Source organism: Streptomyces sp. cg35 (assembly GCF_050410835.1).
Lineage (GTDB): Bacteria > Actinomycetota > Actinomycetes > Streptomycetales > Streptomycetaceae > Streptomyces.
Genome location: NZ_CP191268.1, coordinates 1,118,071 through 1,144,013, shown reverse-complemented (window position 1 = coordinate 1,144,013; position 25,943 = coordinate 1,118,071). Strand labels below are relative to the sequence as shown.

Here is a 25,943-nt window from a genome sequence, read left to right as displayed (position 1 = left end):
GCTCACCCGCCGTCGAACGTCCCGTGCCGCCCCTCGCCGGACGCGAATCGCCCCGCGCCCCGCAGCCCTTCCGCCAACACGCCCGATCCGTGCCTAAGTTCGGCCCGCATCGCCGACGCCTCGTCCAGGCCGCCCTGCTCGCGCACCGACGCGCGGTCGCTGCGCAGGCACGCCTGCGGGAACGCCGCCAGCCGCGCGGCGAGTTCCTCCGCCGCGGCGCGGGCGCCGCCCGGGGGCACCAGGCGGTTGGCGAGACCCATCTCGTACGCCTCCCGCGCCGGGACGGGCCGCCCGGTCAGGATCATGTCCATCGCGCGGCTCTCCCCGATCAGGCGGGGCAGCCGGATCGTGCCGCCGTCGATCAGCGGCACGCCCCAGCGGCGGCAGAAGACCCCGAACACCGCGTCCTCCTCGGCGATCCGCAGATCGCACCACAGGGCGAGTTCGAGACCGCCCGCCACCGCGTGACCGCTCACCGCCGCGATCACCGGCTTCGTCAGCCGCAGCCGCGTAGGGCCCATCGGGCCGTCGCCGTCCCGCGCCACCCGGTTGCCGTGCTCCGTGCCGACGGCCTTGAGGTCCGCACCCGCGCAGAACGTGCCGCCCTCTCCCCACAGCACCGCCGCGCTCGCCGTCTCGTCCGCCTCGAACTCGCGGAACGCGTCGGCCAGTTCGGCGGCCGTCGGCCCGTCGACCGCGTTGCGGGCCCCGGGGCGGGACAGGACGACGGTGGTGACGGGACCTTCGCGTTCGACACGGACGGACGGCATGGCGGGTGGTCCTCTCGTGGGACGGCTAGGTGATGTTCAGGGCCAGTTTGGCCTCGGCCGTCGAGGAGGTGCCGACGAACAGCTCGAACGCGCCCTCCTCCACCCGGAATTCACCGCCGGTGTCATTCGTCCAGAACCCGAGGTCCTCCGCCCCGAGCCGGAAGCGCACCGTCGTGGAGGCGCCCTTGTCGAGCGTGACCCGCCGGAACCCGCGCAGCCTGCGCACCGGCTGGGTGATGCTCGCGGCCACGTCATGGACGTACAGCTGCACCACCTCGTCGCCCGCGCGCGAGCCCGTGTTGCGCACGGACACCGACACCTCGACGGTGTCGCCCTTGCGCAGCGCCCGCACCGGCACACTGCTCCGGCTCAGCTTCGGGGTGCCGAGCTCGAACGTCGTGTAGCTCAGCCCGAACCCGAAGGGGAACTGCGGGGTCGGCGGCAGGTCCAGATACTTCGACGTGTACTTGTTGTCCGGGTCGTAGGGGCGGCCCGTCGACTCGTGGTTGTAGTGGATGGGGATCTGGCCGACCGTGCGCGGGAACGACACCGGCAGCTTGCCGCCCGGGTTCACCGTGCCGAACAGCACGTCCGCGACGGCGTTGCCCGCCTCGGTGCCGGGGTGCCAGGCCTCCAGGACGGCGGGCGCCGACTCCAGCCAGTCGCCGACGGTCAGGGGGCGCCCGTTGACGAGCACCACCACGAACGGCTTGCCCGTCCTCGCGATCGCGGCGATCAGCTTCTCCTGGTCGCCGGGGAGCGAGATGTCGCTGCGCGCCGACGCCTCGCCGCTCATCGCGGCCGGCTCGCCCACGACCACCACCGTGACGTCCGCCGCCTTCGCCGCCGCGACCGCCTCGTCGATGCCCCCGACGTCCTTGCCCTCCGCGTCGACGCCCCGCGCGTACGTGACCTTCGCGTCCGGCGCCGCCTCGCGTACCGCGTCGAGGACCTTCACCGCGGGGAACTTCTCCGCCGACGCCGGCACCACCCACGTACCGAGCAGATCGGCGGAGTCGGCGAACGGGCCCACCACGGCCAGGGAGCCGACGGACTTCTTCAGCGGCAGGACGTCCCCGTCGTTCTTCAGCAGCACCATCGAGCGGGCCGCCGCCGCCCGCGCCGCCCCGCGCGCGGCCGCCGAGGGCTCCGTGATCGCCGCGGACTCCTTCACGTACGGGTCGTCGAAGAGCCCGAGCGCGTACTTGAGGCGCAGCACGCGCGCGACCGCGTCGTCGATCCGCCGCTCGGAGATCTTCCCGGCGCGCAGCAGCTTCTTGCCGTGGGTGAGGAGATTGGTGCTGCTCATCTCCATGTCGACGCCCGCGTTCAGGGCGAGCCGCGCCGCGTCGGCGCCGTCCGCGGCGAACCCGTGCGCGATCAGCTCCTGCACGCCCGTCCAGTCGCTGACCACGAACCCGTCGAAGTCCCACTCCTTCTTCAGGATGTCGGTCAGCGTGTGGGCGTTGCCGTGCGCCGGGACGCCGCTGATCGTGTTGAAGGACGCCATCACCGTGGCCACCCCGGCGTCCAACGCGGCCTTGAACGGCGGGAGATAGAGATTGCGCAGCCGTGACTCGGACACGTCGACCGTGTTGTAGTCCCGGCCGCCCTCCGCGCCGCCGTAGGCGACGAAGTGCTTGGCGCAGGCGGCCAGCGTCTCCTTCGAGCCGTAGCCGGAACCCTGGTAGCCCTTGACCTTGGCGGCCGCGAACCGGGCCGTCAGGTACGGGTCCTCGCCGGTGCCCTCGGCGATCCGGCCCCAGCGCGGCTCGTGCGTGACGTCCATCATCGGCGAGAACGTCCAGTGCACCCCGTTGGAGCGGGCCTCCTTCGCCGACACCTCGGCGTCGGACCGCGTCACCTCCGGGTCGAAGCTGGAGGCCTGCGCCAGCGGGACGGGGAAGTTCGTCCAGAACCCGTGGATGACGTCCAGGCCGAACAGCAGCGGGATGCCGAGCCGGGACTCCTCCACGGCGAGGCGCTGCAGTTCGTTCGTGGTCTTCGCGCCGAAGATGCTGAGCACCGAACCGAGCCGGCCGGAGCGCGCGGCGTCCTCGACCTCCTTGGTGGAGCCCGAGCCGGGGTTGAGGTCGTACGCCCAGGGGAGCTGCTGCAACTGCCCCAGTTTCTCTTCGAGAGTCATACGGGAGAGCAGGCCCTGGACCTTGCTCTCGTACGGTGTGTCGCGTCTGCCGCCCACCGCCGACGCGCTGGAGGACTGGCTGGTCACGACGGCCCCCGCGGCGGCGGTGACGCCGATCGCGGACAGCAGAGTACGCCTTCGTAGCTCCGGCATGTCTTCGCTTCCCGATAGTCCGAGACCCACAACTTCTGTGGTGGGTACAAGAATTGAGGCGAAGTTACGTTCCGGTTACCCGAGGGTCAAGAGGTACGGCCGGGGTGCCGCTCCGGATCACCTGCCTGCGCGCGCGAGCGGCCGCGCGCGGGCCGGTCCGGCGGACGGGCGCGCCCTTGACCTCAAGCTTGGTCGAGGTTCTACCGTCGTCCGCATGAGCATGGAAACGACAGCCTGGTCGCAGTTGCAGAGCGTCATGAACGCCCAGAACGGGGGCCCGCGCCACCGCCCCTTCGCCCGCGCGACGCTCCGCCGGATCGCCGGATTCGCCCGGCCGCACCGGCGCCGCATCACCCAGTTCGTGATCCTGAGCGTCCTCACCGCACTGCTCGCCGTCGCGACGCCGGTCCTCGCGGGCCACGTCGTCGACGCGATCGTCGGCGGCAAGGAGCAGCGGGTGGTGATCCGGCTGGCCGTGCTCATCGCGGTCATCGCCCTCGCCGAGGCGGGCCTCGGGCTGCTCGCCCGCTGGCTGTCCGCGAACCTCGGCGAGGGGCTCATCCTCGACCTGCGCACCGCCGTCTTCGACCACGTCCAGCGCATGCCCGTCGCGTTCTTCACCCGCACCCGCACCGGCGCGCTCGTCAGCCGTCTCAACAACGACGTCATCGGCGCCCAGCGTGCCTTCAGCAACACGCTCTCCGGGGTCGTCGGCAACGTGGTCACGCTGCTGCTCACCCTGGTCGTCATGCTCACGCTGTCCTGGCAGATCACCCTCCTCTCCCTCGTCCTGCTCCCGGTCTTCGTGCTCCCCGCCCGCCGCATGGGTACCCGGATGGCCCGGCTCCAGCGGGAAGCAGCCGCCCACAACGCGGCGATGGGCACCCGGATGACCGAGCGGTTCTCCGCGCCCGGCGCCACGCTCGTGAAGCTGTTCGGACGGCCCGAGGACGAGTCGGCCGAGTTCGCCGACCGGGCGCGCCGGGTCCGCGACATCGGCGTCCGCACCGCGATGGCCCAGTCGGCGTTCATCACCGCGCTGACCCTGGTCTCGGCCCTGGCGCTGGCGCTCGTCTACGGCCTCGGCGGCTACTTCGCGCTCGACGGCACGCTGGAGGCGGGCGCGGTGGTCTCGCTGGCCCTGCTCCTCACCCGCCTGTACGCGCCGCTGACGTCCCTGGCCGGGGCCCGGGTCGAGGTGATGAGCGCGCTCGTCAGCTTCGAGCGCGTCTTCGAGGTCCTGGACCTCACGCCGCTGATCGACGAGAAGCCGGACGCGGGGGACGTCCCCGAAGGCCCGGTCGCGGTCGAGTTCGACGACGTCCGCTTCGGCTACCCGTCCGCCGACAAGGTCTCCCTCGCCTCTCTCGAAGAGGTCGCCTCCCTCGACACCCGCGGCGGCGCGCAGGTGCTGCACGGGGTGAGCTTCCGCGCCGAACCCGGCCAGACCGTCGCCCTGGTCGGCTCGTCGGGCGCGGGCAAGTCGACGATCGCGCAGCTGCTGCCCCGCCTCTACGACACCGACGCCGGGGCCGTCCGCATCGGCGGCGTCGACGTACGCGACCTGAGCGCACCGTCGATGCGGGCCACGCTCGGCATGGTCACCCAGGACGGCCACCTCTTCCACGACACGGTCCGCGCGAACCTGCTGCTGGCCCGGCCCGCCGCGAGCGAGACGGACCTGTGGGACGCCCTGCGCCGGGCCCGCCTCGACACGCTCGTCCGGGACCTGCCGGACGGCCTGGACACGGTCGTCGGCGAACGCGGCTACCGTCTGTCCGGCGGCGAGCGCCAGCGCATGACCATCGCGCGCCTGCTGCTGGCCCGCCAGCGCGTGGTCATCCTCGACGAGGCGACGGCCCACCTCGACAACACCTCGGAGGCGGCGGTCCAGGAGGCGCTGGCCGAAGCCCTCACCGGGCGTACGGCGATCGTCATCGCCCACCGCCTCTCCACCATCCGCTCCGCGGACCAGATCCTCGTGGTGGAGGACGGCCGCATCGTGGAACGCGGCACCCACACCGAACTGCTGGCCGCCCACGGCCGCTACGCGGAACTGCACCGCACCCAGTTCGCCCCGGGTGAGCAGCGGGACGAGGTACCGGAAGCCGCCTGACGCTCCCACCCCCGGCGCCGCACGGGGGTGAATCCGGCCAACTGGACCCTTCGATCGTCCAGTTGGCCTCCGCGTCGGCTGCCCGCCCCCGGCTACCCTGACCCCATGCTGCTGGGTCGCACAGCGGAATGCGCACGGATCGACGACCTCGTCGACGACGCACGCGCGGGGCAGAGCACCGCCCTGGTCATCCGCGGAGAGGCAGGCATCGGCAAGACCAGCCTGCTCAGCTACGCCGAGTCGGTCGCCGGGGACCTCACACAGCTGCGCACGCGCGGCATCGAGGCCGAGTCCGGGCTCCCGTACGTCGGCCTCGCCGACCTGTTCCGCCCGGTGACCGACCACCTCGACCGCATCCCGGACCGGCAGGCGGCCGCCCTCACCGGCGCCCTCGCGCTCGGCCCGGCCGTCACCCAGGACCCGTTCGCCGTCGCCGCCGGCACCCTCAGCCTCCTCGGCGCGATCAGCGAGTCCGGGCCGGTCCTGGTCGTCGTCGACGACGCCCAATGGCTCGACCCGTACTCCCTGGACTCCCTCGCCTTCGCCACCCGCCGCCTGGGCCGCGAAGGCGTCGCCGCCCTGTTCGCCACCCGTGACACCGACGAGGCCGCCTCCCGGCTCGCCCCCGTCGAGACCCTCGCCCTGCAGGGCCTCGACACCGCCGCCGCCCGCCGGCTCGTCGCCGGCGAGCCGCTCTCCCCGCACGACGCCGACTGGCTCCTGACGGAGGCCCGCGGCAACCCCCTCGCCCTCGTGGAACTGCCCGCCCTGCTCGCCCGCGGCGGTCACCGCCCCGGCACCGGGGCCCCGCTGCCCGTCGGAGAGATGCTCGCCCGCACCTTCCGCGGCGCCATCGCCCGGCTGCCGGAACGGACCCAGGACGCCGTGCTGCTGCTCGCCGTCCTGGGACCGCGCCCCCGCGCAGGACCCGAACGCGTCCTGCGCTCCCACGGACTGACCCACGCGTCCCTCGAACCTGCCGACCGCGCCGGGCTGATGACCATGGAGGAAGGGGCGTACGTCTTCCGGCACCCCCTGGTCCGGTCCGTCGTCTACCACGGCGCGAGCGCCGCCCGCCGCCGGCGTGCCCACCGCACCGTCGCCCACGCCCTCCAGGACGCCCAGGCACCCGCGGCACTGGAGCGCTACGCCTGGCACCTCGCCGAGTCCGGCGCCGACCCCGACGAACAGGTCGCCGCCGCCCTCGAACGCGCCGCGTCCGACGCCCCTCACGGCCTCACCTTCCCGCTCGCCGCACGGCTGTACGCGCACGCCGCCCGCTTCACCCCGCAGGACGAGCGCCGGGCGGGCCGTCTGCTGTCCGCCGCGCGCGCCGCGCAGGCCGCCGGATCCCTCGACGAGGCCGCCGACCTCCTCGACCGCGCCCTCGGCCACGCCGCCGGCCCCCGCACCCGCCTCGACGTGCGCCACCTGCGCTGCTACGTCGACATCCAGCGGGGGCGCCCGGCCCGCGCCCGCGACCAGTTGCGCGCCACCGTCGACGAGGCCCGCCGCGTCGACCCGGCCCTCGCCGCGGTGATGCTCGGCGGCCTCGCCCTCACCGAACTCGCCATCGGCGACCTCACCGCCGCCCGCGCCGCCTCCGCCGAGTCGATGCGGATCACCGGCGCCTTCGGCGACCCCGCCGCGGCGCTGCCCGTACGCCTGCTGCACGCCCTCGTCCACCTCCTCGGCGGCGACGCGGACGAGGGGCGCGCCCTCCTGCACGAGCTGGAGAAGCCCCTCGCCGCACCGGACCCGGCGTTCCCCTACCCCCTCTCCGGCGTCGGAGGGCTCTGCCACCTCGCCGCCGAGGAACTCGACGAGGGGCACGACCTGCTGGACCGCGCCGTGCACGCCGCGCGCGCCGCCAGCACCGTGGGGCTGCTCGCCCACCTCCTCGGCACCCTGTCGGTCGTCGAGTTCTGGCGCGGCCGGTGGAACGCCGCCCTCGCCCACGCCGACGAGTCCGCCCGCCTCGGCGAGGACACCGGACGCGTCATCGAGGTGTGCCGCGCCCGCGCCGCCCAGGCCAAGACCGAGGCCGCCCTGAACCGGGAGGCGGACTGCCGCCGCCACGCCGCCCAGGCCCTCGCGCTCGCCGCGACCGCCGAACTGCCCATGGACGCGGCCCGCGCCCACGGCGCCCTCGGCCTGCTCGAACTCGGCCTCGGACACTTCGAGGCAGCCGTCCAACACCTGCGAGAAGTAAGGGAGTTCTCCCTCGCCAACGGCCGCGGCGACGGCCTCTACCTCTCCTGGGCGGCCGACCTCGCCGACGCCTGCGCCCACCTCCACCGCACCGACGAGGCCCACGAGGTACTGCGCGTCCTGGAGTACGAGGCGGGTCGCGGACACCGCCCGATCGCCACCGCCGCGGCCGCCCGCTGCCGGGGCATGCTCGAACCGGCCGACGCGGAGCGCCACATGGACCGGGCTCTTGCCCATCTCGCCCTCGTGGGCGCCCCGTTCGAGCGCGGCCGCACCGAGTTCGCGCGCGGAGAGCTCCTGCGCCGTCAGGGCCGCCGCAGCGAGGCGCGGCGCTGGCTGCGGTGCGGCCTCACCACGTTCGAGCGGCTCGGCGCGAACGGCTGGGCGGCCCGTGCCGCCGCCGAACTGCATGCGGCGGGCGGCGCTCCCGTACGGACCGGACCCGCCCCGCTCGACGGCCTCACCCCGCAGGAGCTGCGCGTCGCCCTCGCCGTCGGTCGCGGTGTCACCAACCACGAGGCGGCCGAACAGCTCTTCCTCAGCGTCAAGACCGTCGAGTTCCACCTCGGCAACATCTACCGCAAACTCGACGGCGTGCACCGCAGGGCCCAGCTCGTGCGCCTGCTCAGCCGCTCCGACGGCCCCTGACACGCACAGCGGGGGTGCCCGTCACGAGCACCCCCGTCCCCCGTTGTTCCCCCGTGCCGGAAGCTCCCGTGCGCTTCCGTGCCCTCCACGATGGACCGGCGCGGCGCCCTGGGGCCACGGTGAAAACCCTGGGATCCGGGCCCGGGGGAGTACGTCGGCCGCTGTAGTCGCGCCGGTCCTCAGTCCGTGACCTCGATCCGGCCGTTCTGCGCCGGCACCGGAGCCGCGGTCGCCTTCTTGAGCAGCTCCGCGAGGTCGACTCCCGTGGTGGAGCTGAGGAGTTCGAGGCCTTGCGTGACATTGTCCGTGACCGTGCGGGACAGCTTGCTCGCGCCGTCCGTCGAGATCACCGTCATCTTGTCGACGGCGCCCAGCGGCTCGGCCGCCTTCGCGACGACCTGCGGCAGCGCCTCCACCATCATCTGCAGCATCGCCGCGTCCCCGTACCGCTCGAACGCGTCGGCCTTCTTCTGCATCGCCTCGGCCTCCGCGGCGCCCTTCGCGGCGATCGCCGCGGCCTGCGCCGAGCCCTCCAGACGGACCGCCTCGGCGAGCGCGGCGCGGTGCGCCTTCTCGCCCTCACCGGTCAGCCGGGCCCGCTCCGCGTCCGCCTCCGCCTGCTTGACGAGGCCGACCCGGCGGGCCTCCGCCTCCTGCTCGGCCTGATAACGGGCGGCGTCCGCGGGCTTACGGACCTTCGTGTCCAACTCCCGGTCGGTCAGGGCGGCCTGACGCTCCGCCACCTTCTCCTGCTCCGACAGCACCTCCTGGCGCCTGGCCGCCTCCGCGAGCGGGCCCGCCGCGTCGGCGCGGGCCGCGGCCTCGTCGGTCTCCGCCTTGATCTCGGCCTGCTTCAGCGCGAACGTGCGCTGCGCGATCGCGATCTCCTCCTCGGCCTTCAGCCGGGCCTGCTCGGCGGCGCGACGCGCCACGGCCTCCGCGATGTCGGCCTCCTGCCGGGCACGGGCCGCCTCCGGCCGGCCGAGGTCCTCCAGGTACGAGCCCTCGGTGGTGATGTCCTGGATCTGGAACGCGTCGAGGACCAGGCCCTGCCCGGACAGGGAGGCCTCCGCCTCCTCGGCGACCTGCCCGGCGAACGCGGCCCGGTCCCGGATGATGTCCTCCACCGACATCCGGCCCACGATGGAGCGCAGCGCACCGGACAGCACTTCCTGCGTGAACCCGACGATGCCCTCCTGCTGCACGAGGAACCGCTGCGCCGCCGCGCGGATCGAGTCCTCGGTACCGCCCACCTTCACGATGGCGACGCCTTCCAGGTGCGCCTTCACCCCGCGCAGCGTGACGGCGCCGCGCACGGCCACCGGGATGTGCCGCGACGACAGGTCGAGCGTGAACTTCTGCTGCACGAACGGCACGACGAACACGCCGCCGCCGACCACGACCTTCTGCCCGCTGTTGTCGGTGAAGATCCGGCCGGTCTCCGGATCGGTGGACTTCTTGCCGCGGCGCCCGGTGACGATGAACGCCTGGCTGGGCCCGGCGACCTTGTACCGGGTGACGACGACGAGCGCCAGCAGGACGAGGAGTACGACGACTCCGATCACGGCGATGACGACTGGACTCATGGTGGACTCTCCCTCGGGCCGGTCCGGCCGGGTGGTACGGATGCGTTCGCGTGCGGCGCGGGCGGTTCAGCGTTCGACGGGGCGCACGGCCACGGAGGTCGGTGACAGGGTCTCCTCGACCCACACCTCGCCGCCCCGGGCCACGGCGACCTGGCTCCGCGCCGCCAACTTCACGGGCTGGCCCGCCTGGTGGAGCAGTACCTCGCCGTATCCGTCGGCGGGGATCGCGGTGACCACCCGGCCCGTGCTGCCCACCAGGTCGGCGCCGCGCGGCGCCCGGGAGGAGTCGTCCCGCATCAGCGCCCGGCTCAGCCGCCACGTCAGCCAGCCGGCACCGGCCCCCGCACCGGTACCGACGGCCGTGGCCGCCCCCGCCCCGAGGCCCGTCGTGCCGAGCACGAGCGCGCCGCCGAAACCGAGCATGGACACGAACCCCGCGATGACGGGCAGCGACAGCACCCCGTCGAACACCCCGTCCAGCGCGCCCACCCCGTCGAGGAGTCCCTCCAGGACCCCGTCCAGGACGAGCGAGAGCGCGAGAAGGACGATCCCCGCGATGCCGAGACCGAGAAACAGCGTCATGGCCGGCCCCTTCCCCTGAGCGCCCCCAACTGGCCGCACAAGGAGCCTTTCACGCACCGGCACCCCGGTTCATTGCCGGAACCCGGCAGTCTTTTACGCTTTCCTGATGCCGGGCGGGCCCGCCCGGCCGGGCCGCGCACGGATCACGGCCGAAGCGAGCAGGGGGAGTTCGATGGTGGACCAGGAGATACCCGACACGTACCTGGACGGCTATGCCGCGCTCATCGCCACCGCCGCGGCGACCGGCCGCCGCCTCACCCGCGACGAACTCGACGAACGACGCGCACTCGGCCTGCGCGCCGCCGAGGCCGGTCACGGACTGCGCGCCCTGGTCGCCGCCCACCTGTCGGCCACCCGCGCCCACTGGCCGCGCACGGCCGACGCCGACAGCGTCCTCGCCGCCGCCGAAGAGGCCGTCGACGCCTTCGCGGAGGGGTACGAGCGGGCCCAACGCCTCGCCGTACGACGGGAAGAGGCCGCACGCCGCGAATTCGTCGACGACCTCCTCTACGGCCGCAGCGACCTGGGCCGCCTCGCCCGGCGCGCCGAACGCTTCGGCCTGCGGCTGTCCTCCGCGCACGCCGTCGCCGTCGCCCAGGGAGCGAACGCGTACGAGGACGGCGACCCGGTGCCCCGCGAGGTGGAGAGCGCCCTCATCGCCCGCTTCGGCGACCGCAGTGTCCTGCTCACCACCAAGGAGGGACGGCTGATCTGCGTGGCCCCCGGCGACCAGGACGAGGTCCTCGCCTTCTTCGCCAAGCACGCGTACGCCGCCACCGCGGGCCAGGTCGCCATCGGCCGCCCGCAGCCGGGCCCCGGTGGCGTCGTCCACTCCTACGAGGAGGCACTGGGCACCCTCGACCTCGCCGCCCGGCTGGACCTCAACGCCCCGGTGCTGCGCGCCGCCGACCTCCTCGTCTACCCCGTCCTGACCCGGGACCGGGACGCCATCGCCGACCTGGTCCACCACACGCTGAGCCCGCTGCGGGGCGCCCGCGGCGGCGCCCGCCCGCTCCTCGACACCCTCGCCGCCTACTTCGACTCGGGCTGCGTCGCCGCCGAGGCCGCCCGCCGCCTGTCGCTGAGCGTGCGCGCCCTGACCTACCGCCTGGCCCGCATCCACCAGCTCACCGGCGCCGACCCCACCGACCCCGCCCAGCGCTACTCCCTGCAGACCGCGGTGATCGGCGCCCGTCTCCTGGGCTGGCCCGACGGGCAGCCGTGAACGGCCCCCGGGGCCGTCACAGCCAGCCGCTGCGCTGTGCCTGAAGGGCCATCTGGAAGCGGTTCGCGGCGCCCAGCCTGGCCATCAGGATCTGCAGGCGGCGATAGAGCGTGCGGCGGCTGATCCCCAGTTCGCGGGCGATCACGTCGTCGTCCGCACCGCCTGCCAGGAGCCACAGCAGGCGCCGGTCGGCGGCCGGCAGCCCACCGGGCCGCGTGGTCCGGCCGTGGAACGGCAACGCGCTCTGCCAGGACTGCTCGAACAGGGCCATGAGCGCCGACAGCAGGCCGCACGGCTGCACCACCAGCATCGTGTTGTGCACGTCGGCCTCCTTGATCGACAGCGACACCAGCGCGTACGCGTCGTCGATGATCACGAGCTTGACCGGAACCGACGGCAGCACCCTGGCCTGCTCACCGGCCTTGACGCACGGTTCGATGACGTCCTTGACGTGGCCCGGGTGCTCCAGCGACGCCCGCGAGTACACGACCCGCTGCGTGACACCGCGGGCGAGCGTGGCCAGGGCGTCGTCCGTGGCGCCGGGCAGCGGGAAGTACGGCGGCGACTCGAACTGCCGGATCTGGTCGCGGGCGCTCGCCCAGGCCTGCCGTATCCGCGGGCCTACGGCCTCGCCGGTGACGACCTCGACGAGGTCGTCGTTGTACGCGGCGAGCCGCTGCCGCCGGAACGACTCGAACGCCCCGGTGACCGCGATACGCGACTCCTCGACCTCCGCCGCCCGGTGCCGGGCGAGGATCTCCAGACCGGCGGTGGGCGGAACCGGAGCCACCACGTCGGCGCCCTCCTCGGCGGCGCTGGCCAGCCCGGCGTCGACCAGCGTGCCGTACGCCGCGGCCAGCTCCGCCTCGCCGAGATCACCGGCCGCGGCCGCGATCGAGCCCAGCGGCGCGGGGGCCAGCTCGAGCAGCGCCAGATAGACCCGGCTCGCCGCGGGGCCGAGCCCCAGAAGCCGCAGCGCCTCGCCGAGTTTCGCGTTCGTCATACGCGCATTATCGGCCGCGCCCGGCGCGAGAGCTGTCCGATCCGTGCCAGTGGCACGATCCGGCCCCCGGCGGGCGTCTGCCCGGATACGGTCCGGGAGCCGTCTGCACCAACACAGCCAGAGGAAGGTGTGCGCCGTGGCGAAAGGCCGAAAGAACGGTCTCTACGCAGGGATCTCCGAGGAACTGTCCGCGCTGATGCGCACCGGCTGGGCGGACACCGAGCGGCACGATCTGCAGCCCGCGGAGCAGGCCCCGTACGCGGCCGCCCGCCGCGCCGCGCTCTCCGCCCGCTTCCCCGGCGAACGCCTCGTGGTCCCCTCGGGCAACCTCAAGGTCCGGTCGAACGACGACACCTACCCCTTCCGGCCGCACTCGGCGTACGTGCACATGACCGGCGACCAGGCCCGGGACGGCGCCCTCGTCCTCGAACCCCGCGCGGACGGCGGCCACGACGCCTACTGCTACCAGCTGCCCCGGGACGGCAGGGACGACGACGAGTTCTGGACCGGCCCCACGGCGGAGCTGTGGATGGGCCGACGCCTTTCCCTGGCCGAGGCGGAGCTCGTGCTCGGCCTGCCCTGCCGGGACGTCCGTACGGCCGCCGCGGACCTCGCCGCCTCCGGTGCGCCGACCCGGATCGTGCGCGGCGTCGACCCCGCCCTGGAGGCCGCGGTCACCACCGACGAGGAGCGCGACGCCGAACTGGAGGAGGCGCTCAGCGACCTCCGCCTCGTCAAGGACGCCTGGGAGACCGCCGAACTGCGCAAGGCCGTCGACTCCACGGTGCGCGGATTCACCGACGTGATCGGCGAACTCTCCCGCGCGGTCGCCTCCACCGAACGCTGGATCGAGGGCACCTTCTTCCGGCGCGCACGGCTGGAGGGCAACGCCGTCGGCTACGGCACGATCTGCGCCGCGGGCGAGCACGCCACGATCATGCACTGGACCCGGAACGACGGCCCGGTGCGGCCGGGGGAGCTGCTCCTGCTCGACGCGGGCGTGGAGACGCACACCCTCTACACCGCCGACGTGACGCGCACGCTGCCGATCAGCGGAACCTTCACGCCCTTGCAGCGCACGGTCTACGACGCGGTGTACGAGGCCCAGGAAGCCGGGATGGCCGCCGTCAAGCCCGGCGCCGCGTACCGCGACTTCCACGAGGCGGCCCAGCGCCACCTCGCGGCCCGGCTGGTCGAGTGGGGCTTCATCGAGGGCCCGGCCGACCGCGCCTACGAACTCGGTCTCCAGCGGCGATTCACCATGGCCGGCACCGGACACATGCTGGGCCTGGACGTCCACGACTGCGCGCAGGCCCGCACCGAGGACTACGTCGGCGGCGTCCTGGAACCGGGCATGGTCCTCACCGTCGAGCCCGGCCTGTACTTCCAGCCGGACGACCTCACCGTGCCCGAGGAATGGCGCGGCATCGGCGTCCGGATCGAGGACGACCTGCTCGTCACCGAGGACGGCCACGAGAACCTGTCGGCGGGCCTGCCGCGCTCGGCGGACGAGGTCGAGGCGTGGATGGCCCGGTTCGCGGGCTGACGGCACGACTGCCCGGCATCAACGTCCCTGGGGGGCAGGGGAGTTGACGGGACTACTCCGCGGAGCCGAAGCCGGTGGGAAATCCGGGGCCTCTTCGTTTTATGGACAGTCACCCGAAGGAAGTGGCTGCCGATTCGTTATGGGGGCTGCGGATCGGGGTGTCGCTCGTCATGATGGGAGCGGTGTGCCCGCGGATATGCCAGAAGGGTAGTCGTGATGTTGTCGGACGTGGAACTCGCTTCCCTGGCAGCACGGTTGACGGTCGAAGCCAGTTGTGAGCCGCTCGACGCGAAGAGAGTCCTGGGCACGTTCGTGGAGGGCGCCCGACGTCTGGCCGGCGCGCACGGTGCGGGAGTGCACTACGCGCCGCCGGGTGGTGCGGCCGTGGAGACGGAGGGGACCAGTGGGGGACTGCGCGCGCTGACGGCCGACGCGGCGGGGTGGAACGAAGGCCCGGGGCACGAGGCCCACACCGCGGGTTGTTCGCTCACCGACCTGGACGTGACGGGGCGCCCGGCCCACGTGCGGTGGCCCCGCTGGGTGCCCCGCGCCAGGGCCCTGGGGGTCGGCCGGATCACCGCGCTGCCCCTGTCCGGTCCCGGTGGCCCGGTCGGCGCGCTCCTCCTGCTCGGCGGCCCGGGACATGTCCTGGACGAGCGGGCGCTCACGCTGGTGCGCACGCTCACACAGCTGACCGCGGACGCGCTGTTCCTGCTGCGGGAAGTGCAGCAGAGCCGCGTCGTGGTGGCCCAGTTGCAGCACGCGCTGACCAGCCGGGTCGTCATCGAGCAGGCCAAGGGCATGCTGTCCGCCCGGCACGACGTCCCCGTCGACGAGGCCTTCGCCCGCCTGCGCACCTACGCCCGCTCCCATCAGCGCAAGATCGCGGACATCGCCCGCGAGATCACCGAGGGCCGCGCCGAGTTGCCCGCGCCGTGAGCCCGGGCGATCCCGTGCGCGGCTCCCGGCTCCTCGGGTAGCGTGAACGGATCGCCTGAATCGGGGTCGGGGTTGTGAGCGACGGGCCTGTGCGGCTGACCGAAACGCGTACGCACTCAGCGGAGGAAGCGGAGAGCCTGCTGCAGGCTGCCTATGGGCGGGAGTTCCGCGCGGGGGCCATGCCCCGAGGCGGGGAGTACCTCATGCGGCACTTCGACGCCGATGCCTTCGAGTACAGCGAACTGGCGCTGCCCGCCCACTTCGAGTTCACCAACGAGCCTCAGGGCAGCCTGGTCGTCATCCGCGTCGGCGGCGGCCGGGCCCGGCGCAGCTCCGGAAAGCAACACGGCAGCTTCGTGGCGGGGGACGTCTTCCTCGGCCACGTGCCGGCGCAGGCCTGTTCCGGAGTCACGGCGGATCTCCACGCGTCCGTCATCACCCTGCCCGTGAAGCTGCTCTCGCAGGCCGCGGCCACCGTCGACCCGCGCCGCGGCCACCCGCTGCGTTTCACGAGCTTCACCCCGGCCGATCTGTCCAGCGCCGTCCACTGGGAACGCACCCGCGCCTACGCCCGCAGCGTCTGCGACCTCGGAGCCCAGGCGAGCCCCCTGATCATCGGCCCGCTGGCACGGCTGCTGGCCGGGGCGGCCCTCCAGGTCTTCCCCAACACCGTCATCGGCCACGAGCCGGCCCTGTCCGACACGCGGGACGCCACCTCCTCGACGACGGCCCGCGCCACGGCGTACATCGACGAGCACGCGCACACCGACATCGGCCTCGCCGACATCGCTGCCGCCGCCCAGGTCACGCCGCGCGCCCTGCAGTACGCCTTCCGCCGGCATCTGGACACCACGCCCACGGCGTATCTGCGCCGTGTCCGCCTCGCGCACGTCCATGCCGCCCTCAAGGCCGCCGACCCGCTCAGCGGCGCCACCGTCACCCGGATCGCCGCCCAGTGGGGGTTTCTCCACCCGGGGCGCTTCTCCGCCGCGTACCGCGCCGAGTACGGCCGCACACCCCGGGCCACTCTCCACGGCTGACCGCGCGGCGCCCGCCCCGCGCTACGAAAGAGCAGGCCGCTGGTAGACGGCGTCGAGCGCGAGGTGGGCCCCTCCGTACGCCGCTGCCACGAACCCCAGTTCGGACAGGCGCACTTCGCAGCCGCCCGCGAGGGGCGCCATCACCCGTGCCCGCACCGTCTCGCGGACCCGGTCCAGGAACCGGTCCCCGATGTGCGTGAAGTAGCCGCCCAGGACGACCACCCGCGGATTGAGGACATCGGTCAGCAGGGCCAGGCCGAGGCCCAGGTCGTGCGCGACCCGGTCCAGGGCCTCCACGGTGCGCGGATCACCCGCCTCGGCGCGGCCGCGCAGGTCTGCCAGGCGGTCCTCCAGCGCGAGGCCGGGGTCGTGGATCGGATCGCTGCCGCCCGCCGCGAGCCGCAGAATGGCGTCGAGCCCGACCATGGTCTCCCAGCAGCCGTGGCGGCCGCAGACGCAGGGGTTGCGGTGCGGGTCGAGAGGCATGTGGCCGACCTCTCCGGCGAATCCGTCGGCGCCGCGCAGCAGCCGCCCGTCGTTGACGATGCCGGCTCCGATGCCGCGTTCTCCGGTGATGCAGAGCATGTCGCGGACGCCCGAACCGCGGATCTGCGCGTACTCGGCGAGGGCGGCCAGCTTGGCGTCGTTGTCCACGGCGATCGGCGGCAGCGTCCCCGCGGCGGCCCGTCCCACCCGGGTCCGCAGGGCGTCGGCCACGGCCACGTCGCGCCAGCCGATGCCGGGGGCGTACGTGACGGTGGCCGACGCCATGTCGATGACGCCGGGCAGGGCGAGCGTGAGGCCGGCCGGACGCCTGCCCTCGCGGTCGAGCGCGGTCAGGCAGTCGGCGACATGGCGGGCCGTCACGTCGAGGGTGGCGTCCGGGCCCTCCTCCTTGACCGCGAGCGGCACCCGGTGCGCGTAGACCTGAGTGCCGTCGAGCGCCAGGGCGAGGACGTGGACGTAGCTGGTGCTGATCTCCACGCCGATGCCGCAGATGGCGTCACCGTCGAGGTGCACCAGGGTGCCGGGGCGGCCCACGGCCCCTTCCCGCTGCGCGGGGCCCTCGCGCACCAGGCCGAGGGTGACGAGCTCGGCGACGAGACTGGTGACCGTCGGTTTGGGCAGGCCCGTGTCCGCGGCGATCTGGGCCCGGGAGCGCGGGCCGCTGTCGCGCAGCAGGCCCATCACCGCGCTGAGGTTCGTGCGCCGGATCGACGCCCGGTCCCGCGGGCCGGGGGCGTCCGGGGGCGCGGCGTTCGGCGGCGCCGCCGTTCCGAGTTCGGTCACTTGGTTCTCACCCATGTTCCTTCGTCGGCCGTGACCGACGCGAGAGTCGTCGCTCCCATGATGGCAAGCGCCCTGCAGGGCATGCCGGTTGCGGGGGCATCGCCCGCCTGTGCGGTCCAACGAATTGCTTGACAGTCCCTGCATTAGTTCGGATTCTAGTCGAACTAAATCGCGCCACGCGGTGAACACCCTGCAGACCCCCACGGTCCGACGGCCTCGGTATGCCCTGAAACGCCTGGCTCCGGACATCTCGCCACCCTGAACCGCCGTCCTGCCATGGCCCGTTCAGGTATGAGAGGAGCAGTTGTGCCAGCTCGTCCCGGTATCAAGGCCGCCTGCGCGCTGGCCGCCGCCAGTGTGGTGCTGCTCGGCGGATTCACCGGCCGGCCGGCGTCCGCCGATGCCCCCACCTACACGGTCTCCGTGGGAACCAAGGGCCCGTGGACCCACCCCGACGACAGTCCCGCGGCGACGTTCATCGACAAGGACGGCTCGTTCCACTATCAGTCGGCCCATGCCCTGTACGGGGCGGACGACCCGCGGGAGTGGACGTTCTACAGCGGCAAGGACTTCGACGCGGCTGCTCGTGACGGCGAGTTGAGCGATGCTGTGAATCCGGCGAATGCGGACGACCGTAACGACGACACCACGTGGCGCTGCAACAACAGTCCCACGGGCCGGGAGTCCACGTACGCCCCGGACACGTCGCACTACGCGCAGAAGAACTACTGCGACCTGATGGGTGTGTGGGTCGATCCGGACAGTGGTGACTGGTACGGGCTCGTGCACAACGAGTTCACCCCGAGCCCGTACGGCGACGGCCTGCACTACGACGCGATCGACTACGCCGTCTCGAAGGACCGGGGCAGGACGTGGGACATCAAGGACCACGTGCTCACCTCGCCCTACAGCACGAAGAGGGGTGACAGTGCGGCGTTCCCGCACGAGACGTACTACTACGGCGACGGTGATCCGCGTCTGTTCGTGGACACGGCCTCCGGCTACTTCTACGTCTTCTACAACTCGCGGGTGATCCCGAAGGGCGGTGTGCCCGGCGGCTGGACCGACGGCAGCCGGGCGCATGTCGCCCGCGCGCCGATGTCCGGGAAGATGGCGCCGGGTTCGTGGAGGAAGTGGTACGACGGGGCCTGGTCGCAGCCCGGACGCGGTGGCCTGGAGAGCAACATGGAGCCCGTCGACGCCGGCCACCCCACCGGGTACACGGCCGTCGCGCACGACTACGACCCCGACAACCCCGGCAGCGTCGCCGAGCAGCAGAAGGCCGGGACCCTGCCCGCCAAGTCCGACCTGCTGACCATGAACGTCGCCTACGACGCCCACCTGGGCCTGTACATCGGGCAGCCCGAGGCCATCACCCAGGACAGCAACGAGCCCCAGCGGATCTACGCCACCGACGACCTCGCCACCCAGAAGTGGCGGCTGCTCGGCGACACCGGCGCCTACAAGACCGGCTCCTGGTACCGCTGGTTCCTCGACCCGGTGAACCGGACCGGATCGACCATCGTCGGCAAGAAGTTCCGCAGCTACTGCTCCTTCCAGTGCTCGAACGGCGCCTCCGGCGAGTACTACGAGACCGTCATCGACACCACCGCACCGGCCGCCCCCGTCACGACGGGCAAGGCCCACACCATCGCGAGCCGCGACGGGCGCTTCCTCGCCCAGGTGTCCGGCGGTTCGGCGACCACCTCCGCCACCGGCGGCGGAACCTCGGCGCTGAGCCAGTGGATCTTCACCAGTGACGGCGACGGCTCGTACCGCATCGCCAACGCCTCCACCGGCCTGCTCCTCGGCGTCGACGCCACGGGCGACGCCGGACGGGCCTGGGGCGCCAAGCCCACCGTGACGGCCGCGCCGGCCGGCGGGCCCACCGTCGGGCAGCAGTGGTTCGTCGTTCCCGGCAAGACCACCGACGGTACGGCCACCGGAACGTACCGCCTGGTCAACCGCTACAGCGGACTCGTCATCGGGCTGTCCGACGACCCGGCCAGGACCGCCGAGACCACGCCGACGCGGGCCTGGACGGACAGCACGGGAGGCCCCGTCGGCGGCGCCCGCACCGCCGCCGAACAGACCCTCACCCTCACCGCCGTGGCATCCGCGCACCGGCACTGACCCCACCGCGGTACCCGCGTGCGCGTCCCCGCCCGGACGCGCACGCCTCCGAACGGACGCGCGCGGACACCTCGCGCGCGTCCAGCACCACCGTTGCTCCTGCCCTTACCTAAGGAACCCTGTGCGCAGACTCGTCAGAAGACCCACGCTCGTCGCGCTGGCCGCCACCGCGGTCGTCGCGGCGACCGCGGCCGCCTCCGTCCCGGCCACCGCCTCCGGCGCGGCGTCCGCCACCCCCGCGGCGCCGGCCAAGAAGGAGCCCACGCAGCGCCGCGTCCAGCTGATCACCGGTGACGTCGTCCAGGTGACGGACGGCAAGGTCAGCGGTTTCACCCCGGCTCCCGGGCGCGCGGACATACCCGTCCACGTCGAGGACGACGGCAAGCAGTCCCTGGTCGTACCGCTCGACGCCCAGCGGCTGATCTCCGACGGCACCCTCGACAAGCGGCTCTTCGACGTCAAGCAGCTCGACACCGCCGCCGCCCGCAAGCTGTACAGGAACGGGCTCAAGGTCATCGTCGGCTACCGGGGCACCGCCGCCACCGCCCGCGCCGATGTCCAGGACGCCGGCGCCACCGTCCACCGCAGCCTCAAGGCTCTCAACGCCCAGGCCCTCACCGCGTCGGCCGACGACCTGCCCGCGCTGTGGAAGTCCCTGACGCGGACCGACGGCTCCGACAACGATGTCGCGCGGACCTCCGCAGCTCAGGGCGTCGACCACGTCTGGCTGGACGCGCCCGTCAAGGCCCAACTCGACGTCAGCGTCCCGCAGATCGGCGCCCCCGCGGCCTGGCAGGCGGGCTACGACGGCAAGGGCGTGAAGGTCGCCGTCGTCGACACCGGCGTCTACGGGGACCACCCCGACCTGGCCGGCAAGGTGGTCGCCGCCAAGAACTTCTCCACGTCCCCGGACGACGTCGACCACCAGGGACACGGCACCCACGTCGCCTCCACCATCGCCGGCTCCGGCGCGAAGTCGGGCGGCACGTACAAGGGTGTGGCCCCCGGCGCGAGCATCATCGCCGCGAAGGTCCTCGACGACACCGGCAGCGGCGCCGACTCCGACATCATCAGCGGCATCGACTGGGCCGTCGCGCAGGGCGCCGACATCGTCAACATGAGCCTCGGCGGCACCGACACCCCGGACGTCGACCCGCTCGAGGAGACGGTCAACCGCTACAGCGAGAGCGACGGCGTCCTCTTCGCGGTCGCCGCCGGCAACGAGGGACCGGGCGCGAGCACCGTCGGCACCCCCGGCTCCGCGGACGGCGCGCTGACCGTCGGGGCCGTCGACAGCGGCGACAAGATGGCCGACTTCTCCAGCCGCGGCCCGCGCCTCGGCGACGGAGCCATCAAGCCGGACGTGACCGCGCCGGGCGTCGACATCACCGCCGCCTCGTCCCCCGGCAGCGTCATCGCAGGCGAGGTCGGCGAGAACCCCGAGGGCTACGTCACCATCTCCGGTACGTCCATGGCGACGCCGCACGTCGCCGGCTCCGCGGCCCTGCTCAAGCAGCAGCACCCGGACTGGACGGCCGCCCAGCTCAAGGGCGTGCTCACCGCCTCCACCAAGGACACCGGCTTCGCCGCCTTCGAGCAGGGCTCGGGCCGCATCCAGGTCGACCACGCCGTCAAGACGGGCGTGTACGCCGAGCAGACCTCGCTGAACTTCGGCAAGGCCGCCTGGCCGCACGACGACGACAAGCCGCTCACGCAGACCCTCACCTACCGCAACACGGGCACCTCCGACGTCTCCCTCGACCTGACGGCGAGCGGCACGGCCCCGGACGGCAAGGCCGCGCCCGAGGGCATGTTCACGGTCACCCCGGCGAAGGTCACCGTGCCCGCGGGCAAGACGGCCGACGTCACGGTCACCGCCGACACCAGGGTCGACGCCCCCGACGGCCAGTACTCCGGCGCCGTCGTGGCGGCCGACGCGGACCAGAGCGTGCGCACCGCCTTCGCGGTCGAGCGTGAAGTGGCCTCGTACGCCGTCGAGTTGAGCCACATCGGCCGGGACGGCAAGGCCGCCGCGCACTTCCAGACGTACGTCAAGGCCCTGACCGGCGACGCCGCGGGCACCGAGTACGCCGTCGACGAGAACAGCGACTCCGGCACGCTGCGCCTGCCCATCGGCGAGTACACCGTGCAGGGCGTGATCCTCGCCGACCGTGCCGACTCCACCAAGGGGACGGACTGGATCGCCCAGCCCAAGCTCATCGTCGACAAGGACCAGAAGGTCACCCTCGACGCCCGCACCGCCGAGCCCGTCGACATCACCGTGCCCGACGGCAAGGCGACGGCCCGGCAGGCGTACATGTACTACGCGGTCAAGAAGGGCTACACGGACTACAAGTCCGGCTGGCAGCTGACGTCGTACAAGAACTTCCGCGCCGCCCACCTCGGCCCCGAGATCACCGACGGCTCCCTGAGCCAGCTCTGGGACGCCGACTTCGCCGTCGGCACCACGAAGCAGTACTCGCTCGTGTACGGCGGTCCGGTCCAGCGCCTCGCCACCGGCTACACGCGCCACGAGAGGAAGAGCAACTTCGCCGAGGTGAAGGCGTCGCTCGGCACGCCCGTGCCCGGCAAGGACTCCTGGCTGAGCCCCATCGGCACGGTCCAGGGCTCCCTCATGGGCTACTCCTCGGGCATCACCGCTCCCGCGCCGGCCAGCCGGAAGGTCTACCTGTCGACGTCCGACAAGGCGCAGTGGGGTCTCGGCATGGAGCAGCTCGGCGCGCCGCTGCCCAATGGGTGGCAGCCGACGGAGTCGCGTTACGGCATCTCCTTCAGCACGTTCCGCGCGGGACACACCTACAAGGAGACCTTCAACACGGGCGTGTTCGGTCCGCTGATGGACGAGAGCGACAACATCGTCCGCAGCGGGAACACCCTGTACGCGTTCCTGCGCATGTTCGACGACGGCCAGGGCCACGACGGCTCCACCACGCTGGAGTCGGCACACACCAAGCTCACCCGCGACGGCGAGACGCTCGTCGACAAGGACGACGACATCGAGTACGCGTCGTTCGCGGTGCCCGCCGAGGACGGCACGTACACGCTGAGCACCACGGCGACCCGGAGCGAGGACATCGCGCTGGTCGGCACCCGGGTCGACGCGAGCTGGACCTTCCGTTCCAAGGACGGCGACAAGCTGATCCCCGCCTCCATGGTCCGCTTCCACCCGGAACTGGACCTCGGATCCACCGCCAAGGCCGGCAAGAAGCTGACGATGCCGGTCGAGGTGCAGGGCGCCGCCGCCGGTGACAACCTCAAGTCCCTCACCGTCGAGGCGTCGTACGACAACGGCGCCACCTGGCAGAAGCTGACGGTGAAGCACGGCAAGGCGTCGCTCAAGGCCCCCGCCAAGGGCAAGGGCGTCACGCTGCGCGCCGAGGTCGTCGACCAGCAGGACAACACGTCCACGGTGGCCGTCCACAACGCGTTCCGCGGCCGCTGACCCCTGTGACCCACCCGATGCGGCCGGACACCACCTGGTGTCCGGCCGCATCGTCGTGCCGGGCCCCTGCTGGTCCCCGCTCCGAAAACGTCTACAGGTGTAGACTTCTCCAGTGGCACACTTTCCCGGCCGTCATGGCAGGGGACCAGGGAGAAGGAAGCACGCATGAATCTCGATCTGGCCGGAAAACGCGCGCTCGTCACCGGTTCGAGCTCCGGGCTCGGTGAGGCCACCGCGAAGCTGCTGGCGGCGGAGGGCGCGGCGGTCGTCGTGCACGGCCGGGACAAGGACCGCGCGGAGAGGGTCGCGCGGGAGATCCGTGAGGCCGGCGGGACCGCCACCACGGCAGTGGGCGACCTGGCCGACGACGACGCCGCCGGCGACGTGGCCCGGGCGGCGACCTCGGACGGTCCCGTCGACATCCTCGTCAACAACGCAGGTTTCTACCGGCACTTGTCGTGGGCCGAGGCGAGTCCCGACGAATGGCGGGACACCTACAACGTCAACGTGGTCTCGGGCGTCCGGATGATCCAGCACCTGGTCCCGGCGATGCGGGAGCGCGGCTGGGGGCGGGTGATCACGATCGGCGGCGGTCTCGCCTCCCAGCCGGTGAACACGCACCCGCAGTACAACGCCACCCTGGCGGCCCGGCACAACCTCGCCGTGTCCCTGGCCCGCGAACTCAAGGGCACCGGCGTCACCTCCAACGTGGTGTCACCCGGAGCGATCCTGGTCGACGCCACCAGGGACCTCGTCACCGGGATCGGGCCCGCCCGCGGCTGGGGTCACACCTGGGAGGAGATCCGGCCCCACGCCGTCGAGGCCCTCATCCCGAACGACCAGGAACGGTTCGGCGAGCCGGACGAGATCGCGGCGGCCGTGGCGTACCTGTGCAGCACCTACGCCCAGTACGTCAGCGGAGCCACCCTCCGCGTGGACGGCGGGCTCATCCGGTCCGCGTTCTGAGCGGACGCGGACGTCACGCCCCCTGTTCGTCGGCGCCTCATGGGCCGGCGACGGGCGCGGAGTCCGCCTCGCGGGTGACCGGCCGGAGCATCTCCGCGAGGAGCCCCGCGAGGCGCTCGTCGTCGGCCGCCGCGAGCGCGCTCGTGCCGACGACACTGCGCAGCAGCCACGTGCCGGCGATCAGCGAGAGCCCGAGCTGAGCGCGGACCTCCGCGTCGGAACCGTCGAGCAGCCCGGCGAGCCGGGCCCCCACGTGGGTCTCGACGCCCTGCCGGACGATGTCCGCCGCCACCGGATCCGCTGCCGAGCGCAGCAACAGCAGGAACGGATCGAGCCGTTCGGCGTCGGGCGCCGTGCGCTCGGCGAGGCTGCGGGCGAGGGAGTCCGCCAGCCCGGGCAGCTCGTCGCCGACGACGGTCGGCGGGCCGAAGGCGCGGTCGACGGCCTCGGCGAACAGCCGCTCCTTCGAACCGAAGTAGCGGTTGATCATCATCGCCGTGACACCCGCCCGCTCGGCGATCTGCCGCACCCCGGCCCGGGCGTACCCGAGCTCGGTGAACTCGACGACCGCGGCGGCGAGGATGGCTTCACGTGTCGCGGCGCCATCGCGTCTGCGGGCGGGAGGTGCGGCACTCATGAGGACGAGCATACGGCGGGCCGGCGGCAGGGCATCGCGAGCCGCGGGGGATTCAAGAGCAAGATCTAGCGGTTCGGCGTAGCCGCAGGTCAGAGTCATTCCTGCCGGACTGAGGTCAGCAAGTGGTCAGCATGGGACCGCATCTCGTCCCTCGTTGCTGACTTTCGACTCGTGACAGGAGCCCGGCACATCGGGCTCCGTCTCCGCTCGGAAGGCTTGATTCATGGCTCGTCAGCTCAGTTTCGTGCAGCTGCTCCTCCTCGTTTGACAGCAGGTGGTGTTCAGCGTGTTCGAAATCACTACCTGGCACCACCACTTGGGTGTAGCTCTCTTGAGGGGAGTCATGCGGCCGGTGCGACTGCTTCGGTGGTGGTTCGCAAGGGTTATGTGCGTGGTTTTCCGCTGTTTCGGCGCTCTCCTCCGGAAGCCGTCTGGGAGGTCAAAGCTCCGGCGGGATTCGGTGTCCCCATCTGTTGCTCTGCCCTGGTCAGGGCACTCTGGTCGCCTGTGCGGTGGGCTTGAATCCGTGGTGCGCCTGTAGCACTCGCTCGGTCTGAAGCCGGGCCGCCTTTTCGGCACGTTCCGCTGTTACTGCCTTCTCCAGACCGGCCGCGAAGGTCAGGACAACCGTGTGGCCCACGCGGATCTTGTTGTAGATCTCGGCTGTTGGGTGCTCGCCGTTGAGCAGGTTGCGTGATGCGGCGCTCTCGTCGCCCAGTTTTGGCCTCTTCGCTTCGGCGGGCAGTGGCCTGTAGTCCGGCAGCTTGCTGTACAGGTGGTGGGCTGCGCTGGTGGTGCGGCAGGAGAAGACGAAGAAGCTGAACCGCAGCCATCTCGTGGTCCGTTGCGGCCCTCGCGTGAAGTTTGCGCTGCCGGTGACGAGCACATCCCTGCAGGGGTCCTTCCTCGTCCAGATCATGCAGGTGTATGGGTCCGTCTCCACCCGGGACCGTCCGATGTGCCTCCAGCCCGGCAGCGCTGCTGCATCCGGCAGGACGGCCTTCACATCCCGTTTCTGCAGGGTCGTCACGGGCTTGGCATGTGCTGGTGCGTTGTCCGGTGTCTCCTGAGGGCTGCAGCCGACAAGGAGCGCTCCGATCGCCGTGGCCATTGCCGCGGCCTGTCTCATGCCAGGTCTTCGGGCACTCGAACCCATGTATCCCACCCCTTGGTTGATGTTGCGAGATCACATTACGGCAGGGGCTGCCACCTTGATCGTTCGGCGATTCTCGTGCCCCCGTTATTTTGGGGCTGTGGAGTCTGTTGTGGTCATCCTGCTGGGGGCTGTGATCGCTGTGTTCGGGTGTGCGTTCATCAGGGATGTTCGCGGGGTGCGGAGCTGGTTCTATCAGGAGGGGGATGCAGCATCGTTCGCTGCTCTTGAGGAGCGGTACGGCGGGATGGCGAAGCTCGTGGGCGGCATCTTCGCAGGGGTGGGTCTCTCCATGATCGGTGTGGCTGTTTCCTGGCTGGTGTGACTCTCGGGAGA

General features: G+C 72.2%; 18 protein-coding genes. 10 read left to right on the top strand and 8 right to left on the bottom strand.

Annotated features, from left to right (window positions below):
* Positions 1–2: 2 nt before the first annotated feature.
* Together ACQUQD_RS05505 and ACQUQD_RS05500 are read right to left on the bottom strand one after the other, a co-directional pair.
* Complete coding sequence (locus ACQUQD_RS05505; RefSeq protein ID WP_428950798.1) at positions 3–770, bottom strand: crotonase/enoyl-CoA hydratase family protein; 768 nt, start codon at positions 768–770, stop codon at positions 3–5.
* 25 nt (positions 771–795) lie between these two features.
* The gene (locus tag ACQUQD_RS05500) at positions 796–3,069 is read right to left on the bottom strand and encodes a glycoside hydrolase family 3 N-terminal domain-containing protein (protein WP_428950797.1); all 2,274 of its coding nucleotides are present in this window, start codon (positions 3,067–3,069) and stop codon (positions 796–798) included.
* A 214-nt stretch (positions 3,070–3,283) separates the two neighbouring features.
* Here ACQUQD_RS05500 and ACQUQD_RS05495 point away from each other — a divergent pair, with 214 nt between their 5' ends.
* Complete coding sequence (locus ACQUQD_RS05495) at positions 3,284–5,185, top strand: ABC transporter ATP-binding protein (RefSeq protein WP_428950796.1); 1,902 nt, start codon at positions 3,284–3,286, stop codon at positions 5,183–5,185.
* 105 nt (positions 5,186–5,290) lie between these two features.
* Positions 5,291–8,044 carry an ATP-binding protein gene (locus ACQUQD_RS05490; RefSeq protein ID WP_428950795.1) on the top strand — a complete coding sequence of 918 codons (2,754 nt, stop codon included), beginning with the start codon at positions 5,291–5,293 and terminating at the stop codon, positions 8,042–8,044.
* A 179-nt stretch (positions 8,045–8,223) separates the two neighbouring features.
* Here the strand turns inward: ACQUQD_RS05490 and ACQUQD_RS05485 are convergent, their stop codons facing one another.
* Complete coding sequence (locus tag ACQUQD_RS05485; RefSeq protein WP_428950793.1) at positions 8,224–9,630, bottom strand: flotillin family protein; 1,407 nt, start codon at positions 9,628–9,630, stop codon at positions 8,224–8,226.
* Between the two features lie 66 nt (positions 9,631–9,696).
* A complete protein-coding gene (locus tag ACQUQD_RS05480; protein WP_428950792.1) occupies positions 9,697–10,212 on the bottom strand; it encodes a hypothetical protein in 516 nt (171 codons plus the stop codon).
* A gap of 172 nt (positions 10,213–10,384) precedes the next feature.
* Between ACQUQD_RS05480 and ACQUQD_RS05475 the strand changes: the two genes are divergently transcribed.
* A complete protein-coding gene (locus ACQUQD_RS05475) occupies positions 10,385–11,437 on the top strand; it encodes a PucR family transcriptional regulator (RefSeq protein ID WP_428957460.1) in 1,053 nt (350 codons plus the stop codon).
* Positions 11,438–11,453: 16 nt separating this feature from the next.
* Here the strand turns inward: ACQUQD_RS05475 and ACQUQD_RS05470 are convergent, their stop codons facing one another.
* Positions 11,454–12,440 (bottom strand): helix-turn-helix domain-containing protein, encoded by a 987-nt coding sequence (locus tag ACQUQD_RS05470; RefSeq protein ID WP_428950791.1) that lies wholly within the window; start codon positions 12,438–12,440, stop codon positions 11,454–11,456.
* 136 nt (positions 12,441–12,576) lie between these two features.
* Between ACQUQD_RS05470 and ACQUQD_RS05465 the strand changes: the two genes are divergently transcribed.
* From ACQUQD_RS05465 to ACQUQD_RS05455, 3 genes are all read left to right on the top strand, one after another.
* Positions 12,577–13,986 carry an aminopeptidase P family protein gene (locus tag ACQUQD_RS05465; protein ID WP_428950790.1) on the top strand — a complete coding sequence of 470 codons (1,410 nt, stop codon included), beginning with the start codon at positions 12,577–12,579 and terminating at the stop codon, positions 13,984–13,986.
* 228 nt (positions 13,987–14,214) lie between these two features.
* Complete coding sequence (locus tag ACQUQD_RS05460) at positions 14,215–14,925, top strand: ANTAR domain-containing protein (protein ID WP_428950789.1); 711 nt, start codon at positions 14,215–14,217, stop codon at positions 14,923–14,925.
* A gap of 203 nt (positions 14,926–15,128) precedes the next feature.
* The gene (locus ACQUQD_RS05455) at positions 15,129–15,965 is read left to right on the top strand and encodes a helix-turn-helix transcriptional regulator (protein ID WP_428950788.1); all 837 of its coding nucleotides are present in this window, start codon (positions 15,129–15,131) and stop codon (positions 15,963–15,965) included.
* A gap of 21 nt (positions 15,966–15,986) precedes the next feature.
* Here ACQUQD_RS05455 and ACQUQD_RS05450 read toward each other — a convergent pair whose 3' ends face one another.
* Entirely contained in the window at positions 15,987–17,270 is a 1,284-nt protein-coding gene (locus ACQUQD_RS05450; protein ID WP_428950787.1) for an ROK family protein, read from the bottom strand.
* Between the two features lie 291 nt (positions 17,271–17,561).
* On the opposite strand from ACQUQD_RS05450, the gene ACQUQD_RS05445 reads away from it, so the two are divergent.
* The 3 genes from ACQUQD_RS05445 to ACQUQD_RS05435 all read left to right on the top strand — a co-directional run bounded on the left by ACQUQD_RS05445 (position 17,562) and on the right by ACQUQD_RS05435 (position 23,817).
* On the top strand, positions 17,562–19,388 hold the full coding sequence (locus ACQUQD_RS05445) for an RICIN domain-containing protein (RefSeq protein WP_428950786.1): 1,827 nt from the start codon (positions 17,562–17,564) through the stop codon (positions 19,386–19,388).
* 121 nt (positions 19,389–19,509) lie between these two features.
* Positions 19,510–22,851: a S8 family peptidase gene (locus ACQUQD_RS05440; RefSeq protein WP_428950785.1), complete on the top strand. Its 3,342-nt coding sequence runs from the start codon at positions 19,510–19,512 to the stop codon at positions 22,849–22,851.
* 165 nt (positions 22,852–23,016) lie between these two features.
* Entirely contained in the window at positions 23,017–23,817 is an 801-nt protein-coding gene (locus tag ACQUQD_RS05435) for an SDR family NAD(P)-dependent oxidoreductase (protein WP_428950784.1), read from the top strand.
* A gap of 37 nt (positions 23,818–23,854) precedes the next feature.
* On the opposite strand, the gene ACQUQD_RS05430 is transcribed toward ACQUQD_RS05435, so the two are convergent.
* Positions 23,855–24,454, bottom strand: a complete 600-nt coding sequence (locus ACQUQD_RS05430) for a TetR/AcrR family transcriptional regulator (RefSeq protein WP_428950783.1) — start codon at positions 24,452–24,454, stop codon at positions 23,855–23,857.
* A gap of 487 nt (positions 24,455–24,941) precedes the next feature.
* Complete coding sequence (locus ACQUQD_RS05425; protein ID WP_428950782.1) at positions 24,942–25,484, bottom strand: hypothetical protein; 543 nt, start codon at positions 25,482–25,484, stop codon at positions 24,942–24,944.
* A 223-nt stretch (positions 25,485–25,707) separates the two neighbouring features.
* Between ACQUQD_RS05425 and ACQUQD_RS05420 the strand changes: the two genes are divergently transcribed.
* Positions 25,708–25,932, top strand: a complete 225-nt coding sequence (locus tag ACQUQD_RS05420; protein WP_428950781.1) for a hypothetical protein — start codon at positions 25,708–25,710, stop codon at positions 25,930–25,932.
* Positions 25,933–25,943: the final 11 nt, after the last annotated feature.

Bases quoted from the DNA above. Each gene is read 5' to 3' on its own strand.
- ACQUQD_RS05495 (WP_428950796.1), top strand. From the start codon at position 3,284: ATGAGCATGGAAACGACAGCCTGGTCGCAGTTGCAGAGCGTCATGAAC.
- ACQUQD_RS05450 (WP_428950787.1), bottom strand. From the start codon at position 17,270: ATGGGTGAGAACCAAGTGACCGAACTCGGAACGGCGGCGCCGCCGAAC.
- ACQUQD_RS05505 (WP_428950798.1), bottom strand. From the start codon at position 770: ATGCCGTCCGTCCGTGTCGAACGCGAAGGTCCCGTCACCACCGTCGTC.
- ACQUQD_RS05480 (WP_428950792.1), bottom strand. From the start codon at position 10,212: ATGACGCTGTTTCTCGGTCTCGGCATCGCGGGGATCGTCCTTCTCGCG.
- ACQUQD_RS05470 (WP_428950791.1), bottom strand. From the start codon at position 12,440: ATGACGAACGCGAAACTCGGCGAGGCGCTGCGGCTTCTGGGGCTCGGC.
- ACQUQD_RS05430 (WP_428950783.1), bottom strand. From the start codon at position 24,454: ATGAGTGCCGCACCTCCCGCCCGCAGACGCGATGGCGCCGCGACACGT.
- ACQUQD_RS05455 (WP_428950788.1), top strand. From the start codon at position 15,129: ATGCGGCACTTCGACGCCGATGCCTTCGAGTACAGCGAACTGGCGCTG.
- ACQUQD_RS05490 (WP_428950795.1), top strand. From the start codon at position 5,291: ATGCTGCTGGGTCGCACAGCGGAATGCGCACGGATCGACGACCTCGTC.
- ACQUQD_RS05435 (WP_428950784.1), top strand. From the start codon at position 23,017: ATGAATCTCGATCTGGCCGGAAAACGCGCGCTCGTCACCGGTTCGAGC.
- ACQUQD_RS05475 (WP_428957460.1), top strand. From the start codon at position 10,385: ATGGTGGACCAGGAGATACCCGACACGTACCTGGACGGCTATGCCGCG.
- ACQUQD_RS05485 (WP_428950793.1), bottom strand. From the start codon at position 9,630: ATGAGTCCAGTCGTCATCGCCGTGATCGGAGTCGTCGTACTCCTCGTC.
- ACQUQD_RS05500 (WP_428950797.1), bottom strand. From the start codon at position 3,069: ATGCCGGAGCTACGAAGGCGTACTCTGCTGTCCGCGATCGGCGTCACC.